The organism is Domibacillus sp. DTU_2020_1001157_1_SI_ALB_TIR_016 (assembly GCF_032341995.1).
GTDB classification, from domain to species: domain Bacteria; phylum Bacillota; class Bacilli; order Bacillales; family Domibacillaceae; genus Domibacillus; species Domibacillus indicus_A.
In genome coordinates, this window is sequence record NZ_CP135439.1 from 387,339 (window position 1) to 404,705 (window position 17,367).

Consider the following 17,367-nt stretch of genomic DNA (forward strand, 5'->3'; position numbering starts at 1 on the left):
GCGCTGGCTGCTGAAGCTAAGATGAAGCAAAAGCGAAAGCAGTCCATATAAGCTCGACTGGCATCAGCATCATCAGCAGCGGTATTCTTGGACGCACAGCTGATGATACTTATGACTTCGAGACTGGCTGCTGGAGTCAAGATGAAGCAAAAGTGGAACCTGGCCTGTCTGGGCTCACACCGCGCAAATTGGGAACTGACATTCAAATGTTCTGATTGTTGAAACCTAATACTAAAAAAGGACGTCTCTATTTTAAAAGAGCGTCCTTTTTTCATAGTCAAAAACGGATAATCATTGTCCATACTTTCCTAAATATATGGTAAAATAGATATTTGGAGCAAAAAAGCGACTTTCATAATAAGAATAGATAAAGCATATTCAGGGGGAATAAAGCATGTTATCAAGGGATATTGGAATTGATCTTGGCACAGCTAATGTTTTGATTCATGTAAAAGGACAAGGAATTGTACTAAACGAACCATCTGTTGTCGCACTGGACCGAAGCACAAATAAAGTGCTTGCAGTAGGAGAAGAAGCTTATCAAATGGTCGGCCGGACACCGGGCAATATCGTAGCGATTCGTCCGCTTCGCGATGGAGTCATTGCCGATTTTGATGTAACCGAATCGATGCTTAGGCACTTTATTAATAAACTAAATGTAAAAGGCTTTCTATCAAAGCCGCGTATTTTAATTTGCTGCCCGACACAAATTACGGCGGTAGAGCAAAAAGCCATTCGTGAAGCAGCAGAAAAAAGCGGAGGAAAAACCGTTTATCTGGAAGAAGAGCCGAAGGTGGCGGCTGTTGGCGCCGGCATGGATATTTTTGAGCCGAGCGGAAACATGGTAATTGACATCGGCGGCGGTACGACGGACGTAGCGGTTTTGTCGCTGGGTGCGATTGTGACAGCTGAGTCGATTAAAGTGGCCGGCAACACATTCGACGCTGACATTATGAACTATGTGAAAAAGCAGTACAAGCTCTTGATTGGTGAGCGGACAGCAGAAGCGATTAAAATCAACGTCGGAACGGTATATCCAGGTTCTCGCAATGAAGAAATGGAGATTCGCGGGCGTGACATTATGACGGGACTGCCGAAAATTTTAACGATTACTTCTGTAGAAATTGAAGGGGCATTGCGTGAATCTGTCGCACAAATTGTCCAGGCCTCTAAAAATGTACTTGAGCAGACACCTCCTGAATTGTCTGCTGACATTATCGACCGCGGTGTGATGCTGACAGGCGGCGGAGCTCTTTTGCACGGCATTGACCAATTAATGGCAGATGAATTAAAGGTACCGGTATTTGTGGCCGAGAACCCAATGGACTGCGTAGCCATCGGTACAGGTGTTATGCTTGAGAGCATGGACCGGATTTCTTCCAAAAAAAGAAAAATATGAACAAATAAAGCTGCTTTTTATAAGCAGCTTTATTTATTTTCCCTCAAACTGTCTATTTTTCTTATTATTTTCTGTTAATGCAGGGGGTGCCATTGTATAATGAAGACGGCATCTATTGCTAAAAAATTGAGGTGAAAAAGTTGTTTAAAGGGTTTTACACTGCTGCCTCAGGCATGATTGCCCAGCAGCGGCGCACTGAAATTTTAACGAACAACATGTCAAATGCGAATACACCGGGCTACAAAGCAGACCAGACAAGTGTAAGAGCTTTTCCGGAAATGCTTTTAAAGCGGATGGATAAAACATCTATACCGGTCGAAAATAAATTAAATGTGCCGCTTGAGCCGCAAATCGGCGCGCTCAATACTGGCGTCTACTTACAAGAAACAATGCCTAATTTCCGTCAGGGTGACGTTCGGGAAACAGGGCTGAAAACAGATCTTGCTTTGCAGGGAGAGTCTGTTTTCTTTGCCGTTCAAAACGGAGCCGGTGAACCGCGCTATACAAGAAATGGAAATTTCACGCTGGATTTGGAAGGATACTTAACAACAGCTTCTGGCTTCTACGTACAGGATACAGAAGGACGCCGGATTCAGCTGTCTTCTGATCAATTTGAAGTAGACAGCTCAGGCCGAATCACGGAAAATGGACAGCAGGTAGCACAAATCGGTGTTGCCTACGCCGAAAACCCAAATGATTTAATTAAAGAGGGAGACGGCCTGTACCGGATTGACGGAGCAGCTCTTCCAAATGCGTTCGGGAGCGAGGATGCCGTGTTTTCTATTCAGCAGGCGGCCCTAGAAGGATCAAATACGGATACAGCCCGAACGATGACCGATATGATGACAGCTTACCGTTCATTTGAAGCAAACCAGAAGGTGCTGACTGCTTACGACCGCAGCATGGAAAAAGCGGCGAACGAAATCGGGCGCGTAACGTAAAGGAGAACGCAGAATGAACAGAACTATGATCAATGCGGTCAATACGATGTCACAGCTTCAAAAAAAGATGGACGTAACGAGCAATAACATCGCGAACATCAATACAGCAGGATACAAACGAAGCGAAGCCACGTTTGCCGATTTGATTCATCAGCAGGCCAATAATATGGAACCTCAAAGCGAAGACGCAGGAAGACTGACGCCATCCGGCCTCCGTCTTGGGGTCGGTGCCCAGATGGCGCAGGCGCAAATGGTTGGAACGCAGGGCACGCTGCAGCAGACAGGACGCACATTGGATATTGCCCTATCCAAGCCGAATCAGTTTTTTAAAGTGCTGGTAGAGGATGAGCAGGGCAACAACCGCGTACATTACACACGAGACGGCTCGTTTTCTGTGACACCGGCTGGCGGAGGCAATGTGATGCTCGTCACATCGGAAGGCTACCCCGTGCTTGATGAACGGGATAACCCGGTTGTGCTGCCTGAGAATGAAATGGAAAACCAGGCAGGGACCCTGGTTGGGCTCGTTCAAGTAGACAAGCCGCAATTTTTAGAGCGGGCGTCCCAAAATCTGCTTGTGCTGCCGGAGAACCCGGCCACAGCCGAAAATCAAATTCTGCGTAATTTGAATGCGGCTGAACGCCAGCAGGCGGGTATTCAAACAGGGGCCCTTGAAATGTCCAATGTTGACTTTTCAAAAGAAATGAGCGACCTGATGATTACCCAGCGCTCTTATCAATTCCAATCAAAGGCGATTTCAATCGCTGATCAAATGCTTGGCTTAATTAACGGGGTCAGATAAAGGGGAAGGATTAATTGTGACAAATGGATTGAAGCGGACGAAACAAACCCGCCTCACCCCCCTTGGCAGATTTGTTTTGTCATTGTTTTTCATTGTCCTGACCGCCATTATCGGTGCGCTGATTGGATACAGTATTATCGGGAGTGGAAACCCGATTGACGTATTTAAATGGGACACGTGGATGAATTTATATGACGTAGTCGTAAACAGTCTTTTTTAAGGTGGGTGCTAGTATGGATATTCGTGAAATTAAAGAAACAATTCCGCATCGCTATCCGTTTCTGCTTGTAGACCGGATTCTTGAGGTCGAGGAAGGAAAGCGTGCGGTCGGCATTAAAAACGTGACCGCTAATGAAGAATTTTTTAATGGTCATTTTCCGGACTATCCGGTTATGCCGGGCGTATTAATCGTGGAAGCACTGGCGCAGGTAGGTGCGGTCGCGATGTTGAAAAAAGAAGAAAACAAAGGCCGTCTTGCTTTTTTCGCCGGCATCGACAACTGCCGGTTTAAACGGCAGGTTATTCCGGGCGATCAGCTTCGCCTTGAGGTGGAGATGACACGCCTGCGCGGCTCGATTGGAAAAGCAAAAGCTACAGCGACAGTAGACGGCGAGCTTGTTTGTGAAGCAGACTTAATGTTTGCTTTGGAATAGAAGAAAGCGGTACTGCCATTTTTATATGGCAGCACCGCTTTTTTATTTTATACTTGTGCCTCTTTTATAAAAAAACGGATATTTTGACCAATTGCGGGAAACAATACATCACGTAAGAGGATCAATTCTACAGAAATGAAAGGGGCTTTTTTAGATGAATGCAAAGTTATTTAAATTAGTGGGCGGTTCTTTGCTTGTGACGATGATTTTAGCTGGGTGCGGCGGCGGTCAGGATGAGGAAGAGCAGCAGGAGGATCAGCAGGAACAACAGCAGGAACAGCAGGATAATGGCACCGATACGCAAAATGACGTGATGGATGGCGAACAGGATATAGAGGAAGATGTGAATGAAGGCGAGCAGGATGTAGAAGAAGGTGTGGATCAAGGCGAGCAGGATCTGCAAGAGAATATTGATGAGGGTCAGGATGAGTTGGAAGATAACGGAAACAACAACAATAACAACAACCAATAATCAAAAGAAAGCATCGGGCGCCAGCGTCTCCGATGCTTCTTTTATTAACAAAAAATTTTGTCACCGGTTCAAAAGTATGATAGAGTATAAGAGTTATTATTCTAAAGAAGTCAATGAGGCTATTTCTAGGAGGTACCTATTGGCAATGTCCATCTTAAGTGGTTTATCACACGGTATTAAAATTAGCATTACCCGTTCCATTACAACGGCGTTTGAACAATATATGGCCAATATCATGTGGGAGGAAGAAGCCTATAGCCCCGCTGATTTCATGAAGGAATGGCAGAGCTATATTCATAAGCATGCTTCCTGGTATCATGATGTGCCGGACGATGTGAAAAACGATCCGCGGTTTCATGAAGAGCTGGCTGGTAAAATCAATCAAGTCGTCGCAAAAATTTTCTCGGAAGAACCAACAGCCGAGCAAATTGAGACATTGAATGCACAGCAGGAAAAGCTTGGAACCGATTACGATTTCTCATGTAAAGCGGAAGCCCGTTTTTATATTGATTTTTTAAATGAATACGAAAAAAAAAAGCCGAAGGGCTAAGTCCGGCCGATGAACAGGACTTAGCACTGGCTTCGCTGCTGTATGCCGAGGTGTATGATGAAAATCTGCCGATGCAGTCATACACAAAACAGGATATCTCTTATCTTATCCAGCTGCTTCAGCAGACGCTTCAAACTGGCCAGGACGGACTCCGGTCGGATATTATTCATTGATTGAACGCTTTCCCTTAAAGGAAGGCGTTTTTTTTATTGCTCTACTTTAGGGCGGCTGTGGAGAGCTTCTGTAAATGCCTCAAGCAGCTTTTCTCCAGAAAGGCCTTTTTCTACAAGAGAATGAAGAACCTGCTTGGCATATTCGTTTCGCATCTGGCGCAGCTGTGCATCAAATAAAATACTTGTACCGTCTTCCAAAAGCTCGAAGGAACGGATCGATACGGTAAACATCGCCGGGTCATTACCAGGATGTGAAATGGCGACACGTGCTGTCAGCTGCTCATCCTGTTCGAAAGTACGGACCAGCTGTACATCTTCTTCTTGTAAAAACAGCTCAATCAGCCATGAACGCTGTTCATCTTCACGGTTAATAATGAGGCCGTCCTGAAGCGGGACTGGGGTCATCTCTCCCTTTTTTTCGAAAAAAAAGGCTGCTACTTTAAAGGTTTTCAAGTCGTTCACGCTCCTCTCAAGAAAGCGATTTATTAAAGAAAGTATAACAAGAATTAAACGAAAAATCATTTTTTGACCAAAAGGGATCGCCTTCCATCAAACAGGAAAGAAAAATAGTTCCCATAATTAACCTAAAAATGGGAAGAACATAAAGGAAATGACCTTTGTGTAAACCCATGTTTTTCCTTTATGCTAAAGCCAGCCCAACGAAAGGAGGGGAGCGAGCTGATAAATCAAGTGACGCTTGTCGGCAGACTGACAAAGCATCCAGAGGTGAAACATACAACAGACGGCACACCGCTTTTACAGACAACGATTGCGGTCAACCGGCCGTATCGAAATGCAAAGGGCGAAACAGACACCGATTTTATTTACTGCACAGTCTGGGGGCGCCTGGCCCAAACGGCAGCCAAGTACAGTGAAAAAGGTTCTTTGGTTGCTGTACTCGGTTCGATTCAAACGCGCAACTATAAAGACTCAAGCGGTAAAACCATTTATGTAACGGAAGTGCTTGTCCAGACGATTCGTTTTCTCAGTAAAAAGCAGGCTGACACGCAGACGGGTGAATCGCCCGGCGTCATTCAAACTGTACCGTTAATTTAGAGGTGAACCATGACAGAACAAGTTGAACGTGTGATCGAAGATGTGATTTTTCAGCTAGGCAAAGCAAAAGCCATTATTTATCAGCTTGAAGAACGAGTTCAAAGATTAGAACAGCAGCAGCAAAAGTAAAGGGCAGCCCGTCCTGGCTGCCCCAATCCCCTCATATCCCCATAACGGCGCCCGCCGCATACCCCGCCTGCCATTCCTCTAGCGCAGGGCGGGGTTTTTATCTAAAGTAAACAATTCCGCAAGCTCCTGATCGGTCATGCTGGCAATAAAAGCACCGCTTTGAATAATTTCGCTGCTGGCCGCCTGCTTTGATTCAATCATGGCGTCAATTTTTTCTTCAATGGTGCCGGTCGTGATAAATTTATGAACGTGGACAAACCGGCTTTGCCCAATTCGGTAAGCCCGGTCGGTTGCCTGGTTTTCAACGGCTGGATTCCACCAGCGGTCGTAATGAATCACATGATTGGCCGCTGTTAAATTCAATCCTGTGCCTCCAGCTTTTAAAGAAAGAAGAAAGAAAGGAAATTCTCCGTTTTGAAACTGCATCACAAGCTTATCCCGCTCCTGCTTTGGCGTAGCTCCGTTTAAGAATGGAACCTGAATGCCAAATGCCCCGGACAACTCCCGCTGAATCATTTTCCCCATTCCGATATACTGCGTGAAAATCAAGCAGGCTTCTCCTTGTTCATAAATATTACCGGCAAGCTCCATCAGCTTCTCCATTTTCGAAGCACGGTCCTGCACATCTTGCGGGTCGTCTTCTTTTAAGTAAAGAGCCGGATGGCTGCACAGCTGTTTTAATTGATTAAGCAGACGGAGAATCAGGCCCCGGCGTTCAAAAGCGGTCAGCTGGCCGATTTGATCCATTGTTTCACGGACAGCCTGCTCATATAAAACAGCCTGCTCTTTTGAAAGAGGGCAGTATTCTTTTTGCTCGACTTTGTCCGGCAGACCCAGTGCCGCTTCCGGATCTGTTTTCGTCCGCCGCAGCAGAAACGGCCGGATTTTTGCTTGTAAAGCAGCCACTCGCCCGGCATCATGTTCTTTTTCGATCGGTGCCATGTATGTTTTTTGAAACTGTGCCAGAGTGCCGAGCCAGCCCCGGTTTGTAAAGTCAAAAATCGTCCATAGCTCAGATAAGCGGTTTTCCATCGGTGTGCCGGTCAGGGCAATGGCATGGCGGCTTTTCAGCTTCCGAACAGCACGTGACTGTTTTGTGCCGGCATTTTTAATGTTTTGCGCTTCATCCAGTGCCACTGTATTCCATTCTATTTTTTCGAGTGTGTCAAAATCAGAGTGAACAAGTCCATACGTGGTCAGGACAACGTCCGCGTTTGCGATGCTTTCTAAAAATGCTTCACCGCGCGGCCGGTCTTTTCCATAGTAAAGCATCACCGATAAATCGGGTGAGAAGGCGGCAAGCTCACGCTGCCAGTTGCCAAGAACAGATGTCGGGCAAATAATCAGGGCAGGTGTTTCCGGGCGTTCTCTTTTTTCCACATGCAGCAAATAGGAAATAAGCTGGACAGTTTTCCCGAGTCCCATATCATCTGCAAGACAGGCGCCAAAACCACATTCCCTCAGGAAAAGCAGCCAGCTCATACCAGCCAGCTGATACGGGCGTAATTCTCCGTGCAGCTTCTTCGGCGGCGAAAGAAGAGGGATATCTGCACCGCTTTTAAGCCGGTCTACCATCGCTTGAAGCGAGCGGTTAAGGCGAATGTGCACACGCGCTGCATCATCCGGGTCCGCAAATTCCTGATTCAGCACATCCACCACAGTTAAGCCTTCCTGTTTGGCGCGCTCCATCAGTGTTTTAATTTTTCGGATCACATCGGGGTCCAGATGAACCCAGCGGCCGTTCGCCTTCACAAGGCGCGAGCCGGCTTCAGCGAGCGCTAAAAATTCTTCTTCTGTCATTTCTGCGCCGCCAAGCGCCACTTTAAAATCAAAATCCAAAATAGCGTTCATGCCGACAAAGGACTGCTTATTGCTATCACGCACGTCTGCGGCAACGGAAACAGCCGCCGAGCGCACAGATTCCCACCAGGGAGGCAGCAGCACCGGTATACCGAGGGCGGTGAGTTTTTCACCACGGTCAGTTAAAAAGGTGATCGCTTCTTCCTCGGATAAGAAACGTTTTAATTCGCCCTCATCATCAAGCTCCGGAAACAGACGAAGCCAGCGTCCAAGCTCTTCCTGCGCCGCTTCCAAAAACGGTTCTGCTGATTTCGGCAATTTTTTGTCCAGCTCATACACTTTTTCAGATGGCTTCCTGCGCAGTAAGATCGCCTCAAGCGTCCAGCTTCCGTCATCGGACTGCGGCTCGGATAATCGCAGTCCCGGTTCGAAGGCAGCCGGCTCTCCGTCGGCTAAGTACTCCTTAAGCCGTTCCGCGTCAAAATAACGGTTTAGTTCATCCATCGTCAGTCGGGTGCCGACCGCATCGGTTACCGATGTGATATTAGGATGTGCCTCCGAGGCAAGAGCGGGGAAAATCCGCTCTACAAACGACTGGCGGCTTTCGCCATAAATAGGCTCCCGCCAAAACGATTCGGCAAATTCATCGTATACTTCTTCCGGCACAGTCCATTGCACGCCATCTTCCTGAAAAGAAGGCATTACGTCAAAAACGGCTTCATAAAGAACGGGGGCGCATGCGAGGCTGAAATGGCCTGCTTCATCCCACTCAAAGCGGGCAAACCGGTTGAAATGCTCCGCTTTAAAAAGAGATGCCCATTCAAACGGCGTCAGCTGGACAGCCGGCTCTCCGTCTTGTTTAGCAATGGTCAGTTTTGTTCCATAAAAGCTTTCCGCGTGTCCGCCGAACAGGAGACGCGTCCAAGAATCAAAAGGCAATGGCGCACCGTTCGCATCCATTGCCCGCAAATAAAAAAAGCCTTGTTCAAATTGTGTAACAAGATGAACCGTTTTAAGATTAATCATCCAACAGCCCGCCTTTTCTGCATTCTTCCTGAAACGCCCGCAGCCGCTTTGTTTCACCAAGGATCCATTCCAGCCAGCGGTCGAATTCGTCCGTTTGTTTGAGTTTTTTATAAATCGTGCGCATCCGTTTCATAAACCGGACGGCTTTTTTATAAGAAGACCGGTTTTTTTCAGCAATAAAACCTCTAATTCCATGATGAAGAAGAGGAAGTGCCAGCTCGGGAGCTTCTTTTACGACACTTTTTAAGCCGGCCCGGTCAAGGTCTGTAATATCGGCATCAATGAGCAGCTGTAAGTCCACCCATTCGGCATAGTCGCCGCGGCCAATTAAAAAGTAGCTGAGCGACACATAGCTAAACGGCAGCAGGGAGGTGTACAGCTCCTTTACTAAAAGAGGAGCAAGCTCAGACGCTTCATCCTCCTCGACAAGGCGGATCAGCTGCCGGACCAACAAGCGCCGGCTGTATTCATTTTCAATCGTAAGCAGGCCGTCCCGCGCAAGGGAAGCGGCGCCTCGAAGAACGGCTATAAAACGGCTGGATCTTTTTGACGCCTGCAGCCAGTGCAGAAAATATGGAAAAATATCCGCCGGCGCAGAAGCCGATTGGGTGATAAACTGCTCCATGTCATTAAGCAGATACAGCTGATGCAAATAAGCGGCATGCTGTACCGTACTGCTGCCGGGTGCCGGGGCGATCCGCTCAAGCTCTGCTGTCCGCCACTCGGTTCTGGTAAAAAGGGATTCCCATAATAAGCGGTAAATATCAAGCCGTGCTGCCGGAAACTGCTCAAAAGGAAAACCGAGCAGGCGCCCTGCATCGTTGCGCAGCTGTTCAATATAAGATTCAAAAGCAAACGGCAGGGCACTGCCGGTCATTTTTGCAGCGTCATAGGCTTCATCGACAAAATAAAACAGCACGTCATAAGCAGCCCGTTCTGCCACTTCCGGTGCGAGGGACGCTTCGTCCAGCTGGTCCGCCAGCGCCGAGAAGGAATAAAACGCCGCAAACAAACGAAAAAGAACAGCCCATTCCCGATCTGAGGGTGTTTTTTTGAGAAGCGCCTGGTAAAGCTCCTTTGCCGCATACTCTGTCTGGTACGGCTCGGCCTTTATTGTTTGGGCTGAAAGACGGGTCCGAAAAGCAGACAGCACAAATTCCTTCCATTCGCCGGCAGAGGTTCCGCTTGAAGGAGCCGGCTTTAAATCGGAAGCCCGCATTACACCCGGAATAGAAAGCAAATCTGCCCGCTTTGGAGAAGATGAATCAGTAAACAGCGATTTCGCCTTCGTCAAAATAGATGGCACCCTTTCGATTCTGTAAGATTCCTTCATTATAGCACGAAACCGTCCTGGTTAGGCAAGGATAAGGAACATAAGTTCTAGTGTTTCTTCAATGTAACAACTGTTACAGATAAATTACATTTTTAGGGTAAAACTAACAAAATAGCGATTTGTCACGAAATATTAAAAAAAGAGATGTTTTTAGATTATATTTTCTGTGCTAGACTTAGGTGGTAAATTTTAAGAAAGGAGGCAGAAAGGTGAAGAAACGGTTTTTCTTTGTCGTATTAGCGTTTATTTTGACGGTTCCTTTGTTTAATTTTGGACAGAATGCCAGCGCATCAGGCTTCGTGGATGTTCCATACCGGGCGTCAAAAGAAGTCAATTATCTGGCGGAAGGGGGAATTGCCAACGGGTCGTCTGCAACAACTTTTGATTCAGAAAAAACGGTCACGCGAGCCGAAGCAGCCGCTTTTATCGGGCGGGCACTTCAGCTTAATGGCACACAACGTGAAACAAAATTTGTTGATGTCGGTTCAGGCAATTTCGCGTCAGGTTACATTCAGTCAGCTGTAGAAAAAGGCATCCTGTCCGGTTATGACGGGGGACGGTTTTTACCATATAAACAAGTAACACGCGGTGAAATGGCGGTTATGCTTTCGAAAGCATTTGGTTATTCATTCGGCGGTACTTTATCCGGTGCGGCAAAAGCCTTGATGTCCCGTGGTATTGCAGATGGAATGGCAGACGGTTCGTTTGGTGCATCTTATCAAATTAAACGGGTGGACTTTGCAGTATTTCTTGCACGGGCCATTGCTCCAACTTTCCGTACTGTTCAAACAGACGAATTTAAAAGAACGATGTGGACAAACACAGGCGATCTTAATGTTCGTTCAGGCCCATCAACAGCATACGCACCAGTCGGAAAACTGGCGAAAGATGCACGTGTATCAGCAGCTCATTCAGTCGGAAGCTGGACGTACATCCGCTCCGGCACCATTGTTGGTTTTGTAAACTCTTATTATCTGCGCAGCACAGAAACAACAAGTGCTACGACAGCCGACCCGCGTCTGGCTGAACAAACGATTATCTTGGATCCAGGCCACGGCGGCAGTGATCCAGGTGCGATTGGCTTTGGTCTTCAGGAAAAAGATGTAGTGCTTACAACAGGCTTGAAAGTAAACAACCTGCTTAAAGACACACCATTTAATGTGAAAATGACGCGTTCGACAGATACATTTATTACACTGGCGAACCGTGCCGCATTTGCAAGCAAAAATAACGGCGACATTTTCCTTAGCATTCATGCCAATGCTGCTTCTGCCAGCGCATCTGGTACAGAAACATTTTACTCGGCTGCATCAAACAGCGAGAACGCAGCGGACAGCAAGCTGCTTGCAACAAAAGTCCAAAGCCGTATGATCGCTGCGTGGAATTTAAACAACCGCGGCGTGAAAACAGCTGACTATTATGTATTAAAAAACAACACAGTGCCGGCTGCATTGCTTGAGCTTGGTTTTATTACAAACAAAACCGACAACGACAAACTGAAGTCAGATTACTGGCTGAACGTGATGTCTAAAGCAATTTATAACGGTATTTTGGACTATTACAAAGCAAAAGGTTACAATGTAACGTCGCTTTATAAGTAATAAAATAGGCCAATATATAAATAGAATATTGGATACACGCCGTGTACAATAAAGAGGGGATCCCAAACAGGGCCTCTCTTTTTATTTTAGTTTTGAAGAAAGAGGTGACCAGCATGAAGGCTATAAAACTACCTGCTCTGGTTTTTGCAGCATTCTTTTTATTTTTTCACACACCATCCGCACCGAAAGCGGCGGTCCAGGACGGCAGGCAGGCCGTTATTATGTTTAAAAGCCAGGTAGACAAAGAGCTTTTGGAACAATTCTCCGAATCGGTTGACTACATATTTCAAGAAATCCCGGCCGCGTCCATTACCATAAGCGAGGCGCAGAGAAAAGCACTCCAAATGTCACCGGAGGTTGAATCGGTTTCTTATGATATGCCGGTTCAGTCGTCTGCACAAACGATTTCGTACGGTTACGAAAAAGTAGGCGTGAAAAATATGGTACCCTCTACACTAAAAGGAGCCGGTGTAAAAATTGGCGTACTGGATTCAGGCATTGATACACGGCATCCGGATTTGCAGAAAAGAGTGGTCGGCGGTACATGTACGATGACGATCGTTGATCCCGCCGGATGTCCGGATTCTTACAATGACAATGCCGGGCACGGCACACATGTAGCGGGAATTATTGCAGCTAATAACAACACATTCGGCACAATCGGGGTGGCCCCGGCGGCGAGCTTGTATGCCATTAAAGTGCTCGATGAATACGGCGAAGGATCAACAAGCACATTGATCGCCGGAGTAGAATGGGCGATTAAGCAGAAGCTGAATATTTTAAATATCAGCATTACCTCGCCTATTTATGAACCGGCGATGGAAGAAGTGATGCAAAAAGCATATGATGCGGGCATTTTACTTGTAGGGGCAGCCGGAAATACCGGGCCGCCCGTTTCAGGAAATGATTCATCGGTTGAATATCCAGCGAAGTTTGACAGTGTCATTGCGGTATCATCGATTGATGAGTATGACAAAATAGACAGCCAGTCTTCACTTGGAAAAGAAATTGAACTAACTGCACCGGGCGTGAAAATTTACAGTACGTATCCGGATTCCGATTACACAACATCAAGCGGTACCTCTATGGCAGCTCCGTACGTATCCGGCATGGCTGCTCTATACAAAGAAAAGTATCCTGAAATGACAAACAAACAGCTTCGCGCCCTGCTGCAGAAAAACGCGAAGGATTTAGGAGCAGCGGGCCGTGACCGTTATTTCGGCTTCGGTCTTGTACAAGTAGATAAAAATTTAATCAATCACGGGATTGAACTTCCTTACACGACGGACAGTAAAGGGAAACTGACTGTTGATACAAGCGACCTTGCTGCACGTTTCGGTACGTACAACGTATACCGTGGTGATCAGCTGGTCGGCAAAAACAAAACGGCAGCAGAGTGGACAGACTACGCTTCAGCAGGCACAGTCAGCTACTATTTCCATCCGGTTGTAAACGGAGTGGAAGATGAAACATCGTTTACAACATTAAAAGTAACGATTGCGTCTCCACAAATTAAAGATTTGCTTTCTTCTAAATGGTATGACCGTTACGTAACGTACTTGAACCACGAAGGAATTATGACAGGCTTTACGGACGGCACTATTAAGCCGGAATCCAGTATTACACGCGGAGAAGCAGCGATTTTAATCGGGAAATCACTCGGTTTAAACGGCACCCAGCGTGCGACATCGTTTAAAGATGTAACGGCAAATGTCAGCTCATCCGGCTACATTCAAAGCTTAGCAGACGCGGGCATTACAACGGGCTTTGGAGATGGATCTTTCCGTCCAGGCCAGCTGGTCACACGGGCTGAAATGGCCATCTTCATTTCAAAAGCCTATCAGATCAACCCGGCTTCGACGAGTACATTAAAAGATATTACGGCAAGCATTACCGGCTACCAATATATTAACGGGGTAGCGGCAGCAGGCATTGCCGGCGGTTATGAAGACGGTACATTCCGTCCGCATACCCATATGAACCGTGCGCAGTTTGCGACATTTTTAGCACGTGCCATCAACAGCGAATTGCGATAAACGAAACAGCATCTGTCAGTTAATGACGGATGCTGTTTTTTATTTTGCTGAATTTTCAGTTTTATTTCAGAAACATGTCAATGTTACACGATCATAAAAGAAACAAAATAAATACAGGATAAATAATGTCTATTCTCCTATTTTTTGATCAAAAAGCAATAAAAACCCCGTACTAGCAATGTCATGAAATGATATTTGAATGTAATAGAAACGTAACCTATTTTTGGGTTTAAATTTGCTACAATATTTTCAATGAGAAAAAACACGAGAGAGAAATGATAGAAAGAGAAAAACTGGAGGTTTGAAGTGAACAGGTATAAAAAAGCAATAACGGCTTTACTTGCCGCGGTCATGCTTTTGACTCTTTCACCGCTGACATCGTTTAAAACGGAAGCGGCGTCTGTTGGAGAATCAATCGTGGCTTATGGTAAAAAGTTTATGGGTGTCCCTTACGTCTTTGGAGGAACAACGCCAAGTGGGTTTGATTGTTCCGGCTTTACTCAATATATTTATCGTAACGCAGCAAATATTTCACTGCCAAGAACGGCAGAACAGCAATACAACGTTGGCACAGCAGTTTCAAAAAGCGATTTACAAGTAGGCGATCTTGTATTCTTCAAAAATACATATAAAGCAGGGATTTCGCACGTAGGTGTGTATGCCGGCGGCAATATGGTATTGAATGCAACATCAAGTCAAGGCATTGCGCTTGTTTCTCTTAGCAACACATATTGGGGACCAAGATATGCAGGTGCGAAACGTGTGATAAAAGCAGCGGCTGCACCAGTTACTCCATCATGGTTTACAGATGTACCGACAACAGATACAACATATACAGCGATCAAAACGCTGACAGATAAAGAAGTCATCAACGGCTTTGAAGATTACACATTCCGCCCGGACGCTAAAGTAACACGCGGACAGGCAGCGGCGATTATGAACCGCGTACTTGGCTTGAAGCCAGTTGTCATGAGCCACTTTACAGATGTGCCGAAAACCTATCGTTTCGCTTATGATATTGCCGCGATTCGTGAAGCAGGCATCATCACTGGATTCGACGATAAAACGTTCCGTCCAGAAGCGGAGATGACAAGAAACGAAATGGCCGCTATTATCCAGCGCGCATTCGACTTGCAAATGTCACAAACGGCAGCTGCAAGTGTTAGATATTCAGATATTCGTGCAGATCACTGGGCGTACGAAGGCATTGTAACAATGGCTTCAATCGATAAAACGGGCCTTTTCGAAGGCGATAAGTTCTACGGAACACATCTTGCAACACGCGAAGCGTTTACGGTTGCAATCTATAATGCAACAAACGCTCAATAAGAAAGTAAATCAACAGCCCCGGACCCTTACGCCGGGGCTGTTTTCTATATATAGAGAAAGATAGGCAATAAAAGGCCACCAACTATTGAAGGGAGTTTCAATCTAGGATGAAAAAAGCAGTTTCAATTGTGATGGCACTTGTATTACTATTCCCACTTTTGCCATTCCTAAACAGTAAAGTGCAGGCTGCAGATGATGTAACCGGCATTACCCTTGAAAAAGAAATCCGCGCGGTCATCGCCGCTGGCGTGATGAGCGGATATGAAGATGGTACATATAAGCCTGAAAACAATGTAACACGTGAAGAGTTTGCCACATTTTTAGCCCGCGCCCTCGAATTGCCGGCTGGACCGGCTATGTTTAATGACGTTTCGCCATCTGCAAAGCTGGCTCCTTACATTTACGCTGCAGCGGCGGCTGGCATTGTTAATGGCGGGTCGAACGGCAACTTCTCTCCGAAGATGACGATTACCCGTAAAGACATGGCGCTGATGATCAGCAATGCCCTTGATTATTTGAAAAAAGAAGCGGTATATGTGCAGCCTGATTTTACCGACATCGATAACTTAAGCTCCGCACACCGGATTGCAATCGGTAAAAGCGTCAACCTCGGCATTATTTCCGGTTATGGAGACGGCCGCTTTGGCCCGGAAGATAACGCACGCCGTGACCAGGCCGCTGCGTTTATTTACCGCCTGCTTGACGGGGATCTGCCAGAGCCGCCTGCAAAGAATTATCAAACAGCGAATATTGACAGCAGCGGAACGATTACACGCGCTCCGATGCAATACGAATCGTTTGATCTCGCTAAACAGGCGATGACCAAAAGCGGTTCTGAGCTTGTCCTAAAAGACGGAAAAATTATTTACATGAAGAACTATGCGGGTCTTGTTTTCGCCAAGCCTGCAAGCAATGCGACAACGGTTTCCCTATATACAGACCCAGCACTTACAAACGCTAAAACGTATGTGACCGCATCGGCGATCGGAAGCAGCGGGATTTCCACTGAGCTGCAATATATTACATCAACTAATTCCTATGTAAAAGTGTATCTTGGCGGAGAATATTATTATATGAAACAAGCAGATGCCCGCCTTGTGCCATATGAAGGTGCGAAGGGGAGAGGCTATTACGCTGTTTCCGGCGGTATGCTCATTCATAACATTTATAATGTCGACACAAACAAAACCGTTTCTTACACGGCCGGGCCGGCGCCTTCTTTTATGCAGGCAGGTTCAAAGTATTATAGCTGGGACGGCATTTCGTTTTATAATGCCAGCGGCAAGTCAGTCGGACGGGCTTATCAATACTTCCAGTTCTTATCCGGCCGCTCTACAACGAGCTACACGGCCGCACAGCTGGACAGCTATATTAAAAAAGCGCTCGCGGAGCGACAGGCTACCGGCCTTGCAAAATACGAGAATGCCACAACGAAAAGTAAGCTGATTGGCCTTGGTACAATCGCGAAAAAGATAGAAAGCCAGTATCACGTAAATGCGCTTTTAATTGTCAGCATGGCGATTCATGAAAGTGACTACGGAATAAGCGACAAAGCACAGCAATTAAACAATCTTTTCGGGATTGCTGTGTATGACTCCGATCCGAGCGGCGGAAAAGCATTCCAGACGGTAGAAGAAGGCGTGGTCCATCTTGTTGACGCCTACTTTAAAGGTACAGCCGGTGACTGGCGCGGCGGCTACTTTACACCAAATGACTGGCGTGCATACGGCGCAGCACCAGGCAACAAATCAAATGGTATAAACGTCAAGTATGCGTCCGATCCATACTGGGGTGCGAAGCTGGCAGGACATATGTACAACGTTGACAAAGAAATGGGCGGCAAAGACTTTGGCCGTTACACTCTCGCTTTTACAAACAAAGCGGGCGTTCACGTACGTGTCAGTGCGGGAGGAAGTGCCGTATACACTTATAACTTAACGAGAATGCCTGTTACGATTACGCAGACAGGCGATTGGATGCAGGTGATCTCCGACGTTCCAACTCGCATATCCGGATACCTTCAGCGAAGCGAAGTAAATATACTGCCGATTGCAAAATGAAAAAAAG

General features: G+C 46.6%; 15 protein-coding genes. 12 read left to right on the forward strand and 3 right to left on the reverse strand.

From position 1 onward, the window contains the following. Nucleotides 1-394: 394 nt before the first annotated feature. From RRU94_RS09980 to RRU94_RS10010, 7 genes are all read left to right on the forward strand, one after another. Nucleotides 395-1,399: a rod shape-determining protein gene (locus RRU94_RS09980; protein WP_251271619.1), complete on the forward strand. Its 1,005-nt coding sequence runs from the start codon at nucleotides 395-397 to the stop codon at nucleotides 1,397-1,399. Nucleotides 1,400-1,539: 140 nt separating this feature from the next. Beyond that, nucleotides 1,540-2,340, forward strand: coding sequence for a flagellar hook-basal body protein (locus RRU94_RS09985; protein WP_315694055.1), 801 nt, complete (start codon nucleotides 1,540-1,542; stop codon nucleotides 2,338-2,340). Nucleotides 2,341-2,353: 13 nt separating this feature from the next. Next, entirely contained in the window at nucleotides 2,354-3,142 is a 789-nt protein-coding gene (locus tag RRU94_RS09990) for a flagellar hook-basal body protein (protein ID WP_315694056.1), read from the forward strand. 16 nt (nucleotides 3,143-3,158) lie between these two features. Beyond that, nucleotides 3,159-3,362 carry a DNA-directed RNA polymerase subunit beta gene (locus RRU94_RS09995; protein ID WP_251271623.1) on the forward strand — a complete coding sequence of 68 codons (204 nt, stop codon included), beginning with the start codon at nucleotides 3,159-3,161 and terminating at the stop codon, nucleotides 3,360-3,362. A 13-nt stretch (nucleotides 3,363-3,375) separates the two neighbouring features. Beyond that, entirely contained in the window at nucleotides 3,376-3,795 is a 420-nt protein-coding gene (gene fabZ / locus RRU94_RS10000; protein ID WP_315694057.1) for a 3-hydroxyacyl-ACP dehydratase FabZ, read from the forward strand. A 154-nt stretch (nucleotides 3,796-3,949) separates the two neighbouring features. Continuing rightward, the gene (locus RRU94_RS10005; RefSeq protein WP_315694058.1) at nucleotides 3,950-4,267 is read left to right on the forward strand and encodes a hypothetical protein; all 318 of its coding nucleotides are present in this window, start codon (nucleotides 3,950-3,952) and stop codon (nucleotides 4,265-4,267) included. A 145-nt stretch (nucleotides 4,268-4,412) separates the two neighbouring features. Then, nucleotides 4,413-4,817, forward strand: coding sequence for a hypothetical protein (locus RRU94_RS10010; RefSeq protein ID WP_242232829.1), 405 nt, complete (start codon nucleotides 4,413-4,415; stop codon nucleotides 4,815-4,817). A 206-nt stretch (nucleotides 4,818-5,023) separates the two neighbouring features. Here the strand turns inward: RRU94_RS10010 and RRU94_RS10015 are convergent, their stop codons facing one another. Next, nucleotides 5,024-5,443: a YwpF family protein gene (locus tag RRU94_RS10015; RefSeq protein ID WP_315694059.1), complete on the reverse strand. Its 420-nt coding sequence runs from the start codon at nucleotides 5,441-5,443 to the stop codon at nucleotides 5,024-5,026. A 237-nt stretch (nucleotides 5,444-5,680) separates the two neighbouring features. On the opposite strand from RRU94_RS10015, the gene RRU94_RS10020 reads away from it, so the two are divergent. Next, a complete protein-coding gene (locus RRU94_RS10020) occupies nucleotides 5,681-6,046 on the forward strand; it encodes a single-stranded DNA-binding protein (RefSeq protein WP_315694060.1) in 366 nt (121 codons plus the stop codon). Nucleotides 6,047-6,253: 207 nt separating this feature from the next. On the opposite strand, the gene RRU94_RS10025 is transcribed toward RRU94_RS10020, so the two are convergent. Together RRU94_RS10025 and RRU94_RS10030 are read right to left on the reverse strand one after the other, a co-directional pair. Continuing rightward, complete coding sequence (locus tag RRU94_RS10025) at nucleotides 6,254-9,001, reverse strand: DEAD/DEAH box helicase (protein ID WP_315694061.1); 2,748 nt, start codon at nucleotides 8,999-9,001, stop codon at nucleotides 6,254-6,256. Beyond that, nucleotides 8,994-10,295: a hypothetical protein gene (locus tag RRU94_RS10030; protein ID WP_315694062.1), complete on the reverse strand. Its 1,302-nt coding sequence runs from the start codon at nucleotides 10,293-10,295 to the stop codon at nucleotides 8,994-8,996. Before RRU94_RS10030 ends, RRU94_RS10025 begins: the two co-directional genes overlap by 8 nt. 248 nt (nucleotides 10,296-10,543) lie before the next feature. On the opposite strand from RRU94_RS10030, the gene RRU94_RS10035 reads away from it, so the two are divergent. From RRU94_RS10035 to RRU94_RS10050, 4 genes are all read left to right on the forward strand, one after another. Then, nucleotides 10,544-11,935 carry an N-acetylmuramoyl-L-alanine amidase gene (locus RRU94_RS10035; protein WP_315694063.1) on the forward strand — a complete coding sequence of 464 codons (1,392 nt, stop codon included), beginning with the start codon at nucleotides 10,544-10,546 and terminating at the stop codon, nucleotides 11,933-11,935. A 113-nt stretch (nucleotides 11,936-12,048) separates the two neighbouring features. After that, a complete protein-coding gene (locus RRU94_RS10040; RefSeq protein ID WP_315694064.1) occupies nucleotides 12,049-13,971 on the forward strand; it encodes a S8 family serine peptidase in 1,923 nt (640 codons plus the stop codon). Between the two features lie 306 nt (nucleotides 13,972-14,277). After that, nucleotides 14,278-15,300 (forward strand): C40 family peptidase, encoded by a 1,023-nt coding sequence (locus tag RRU94_RS10045; protein ID WP_315694066.1) that lies wholly within the window; start codon nucleotides 14,278-14,280, stop codon nucleotides 15,298-15,300. A gap of 107 nt (nucleotides 15,301-15,407) precedes the next feature. Beyond that, nucleotides 15,408-17,360, forward strand: coding sequence for an S-layer homology domain-containing protein (locus RRU94_RS10050; RefSeq protein WP_315694068.1), 1,953 nt, complete (start codon nucleotides 15,408-15,410; stop codon nucleotides 17,358-17,360). Nucleotides 17,361-17,367 lie beyond the last annotated feature (7 nt).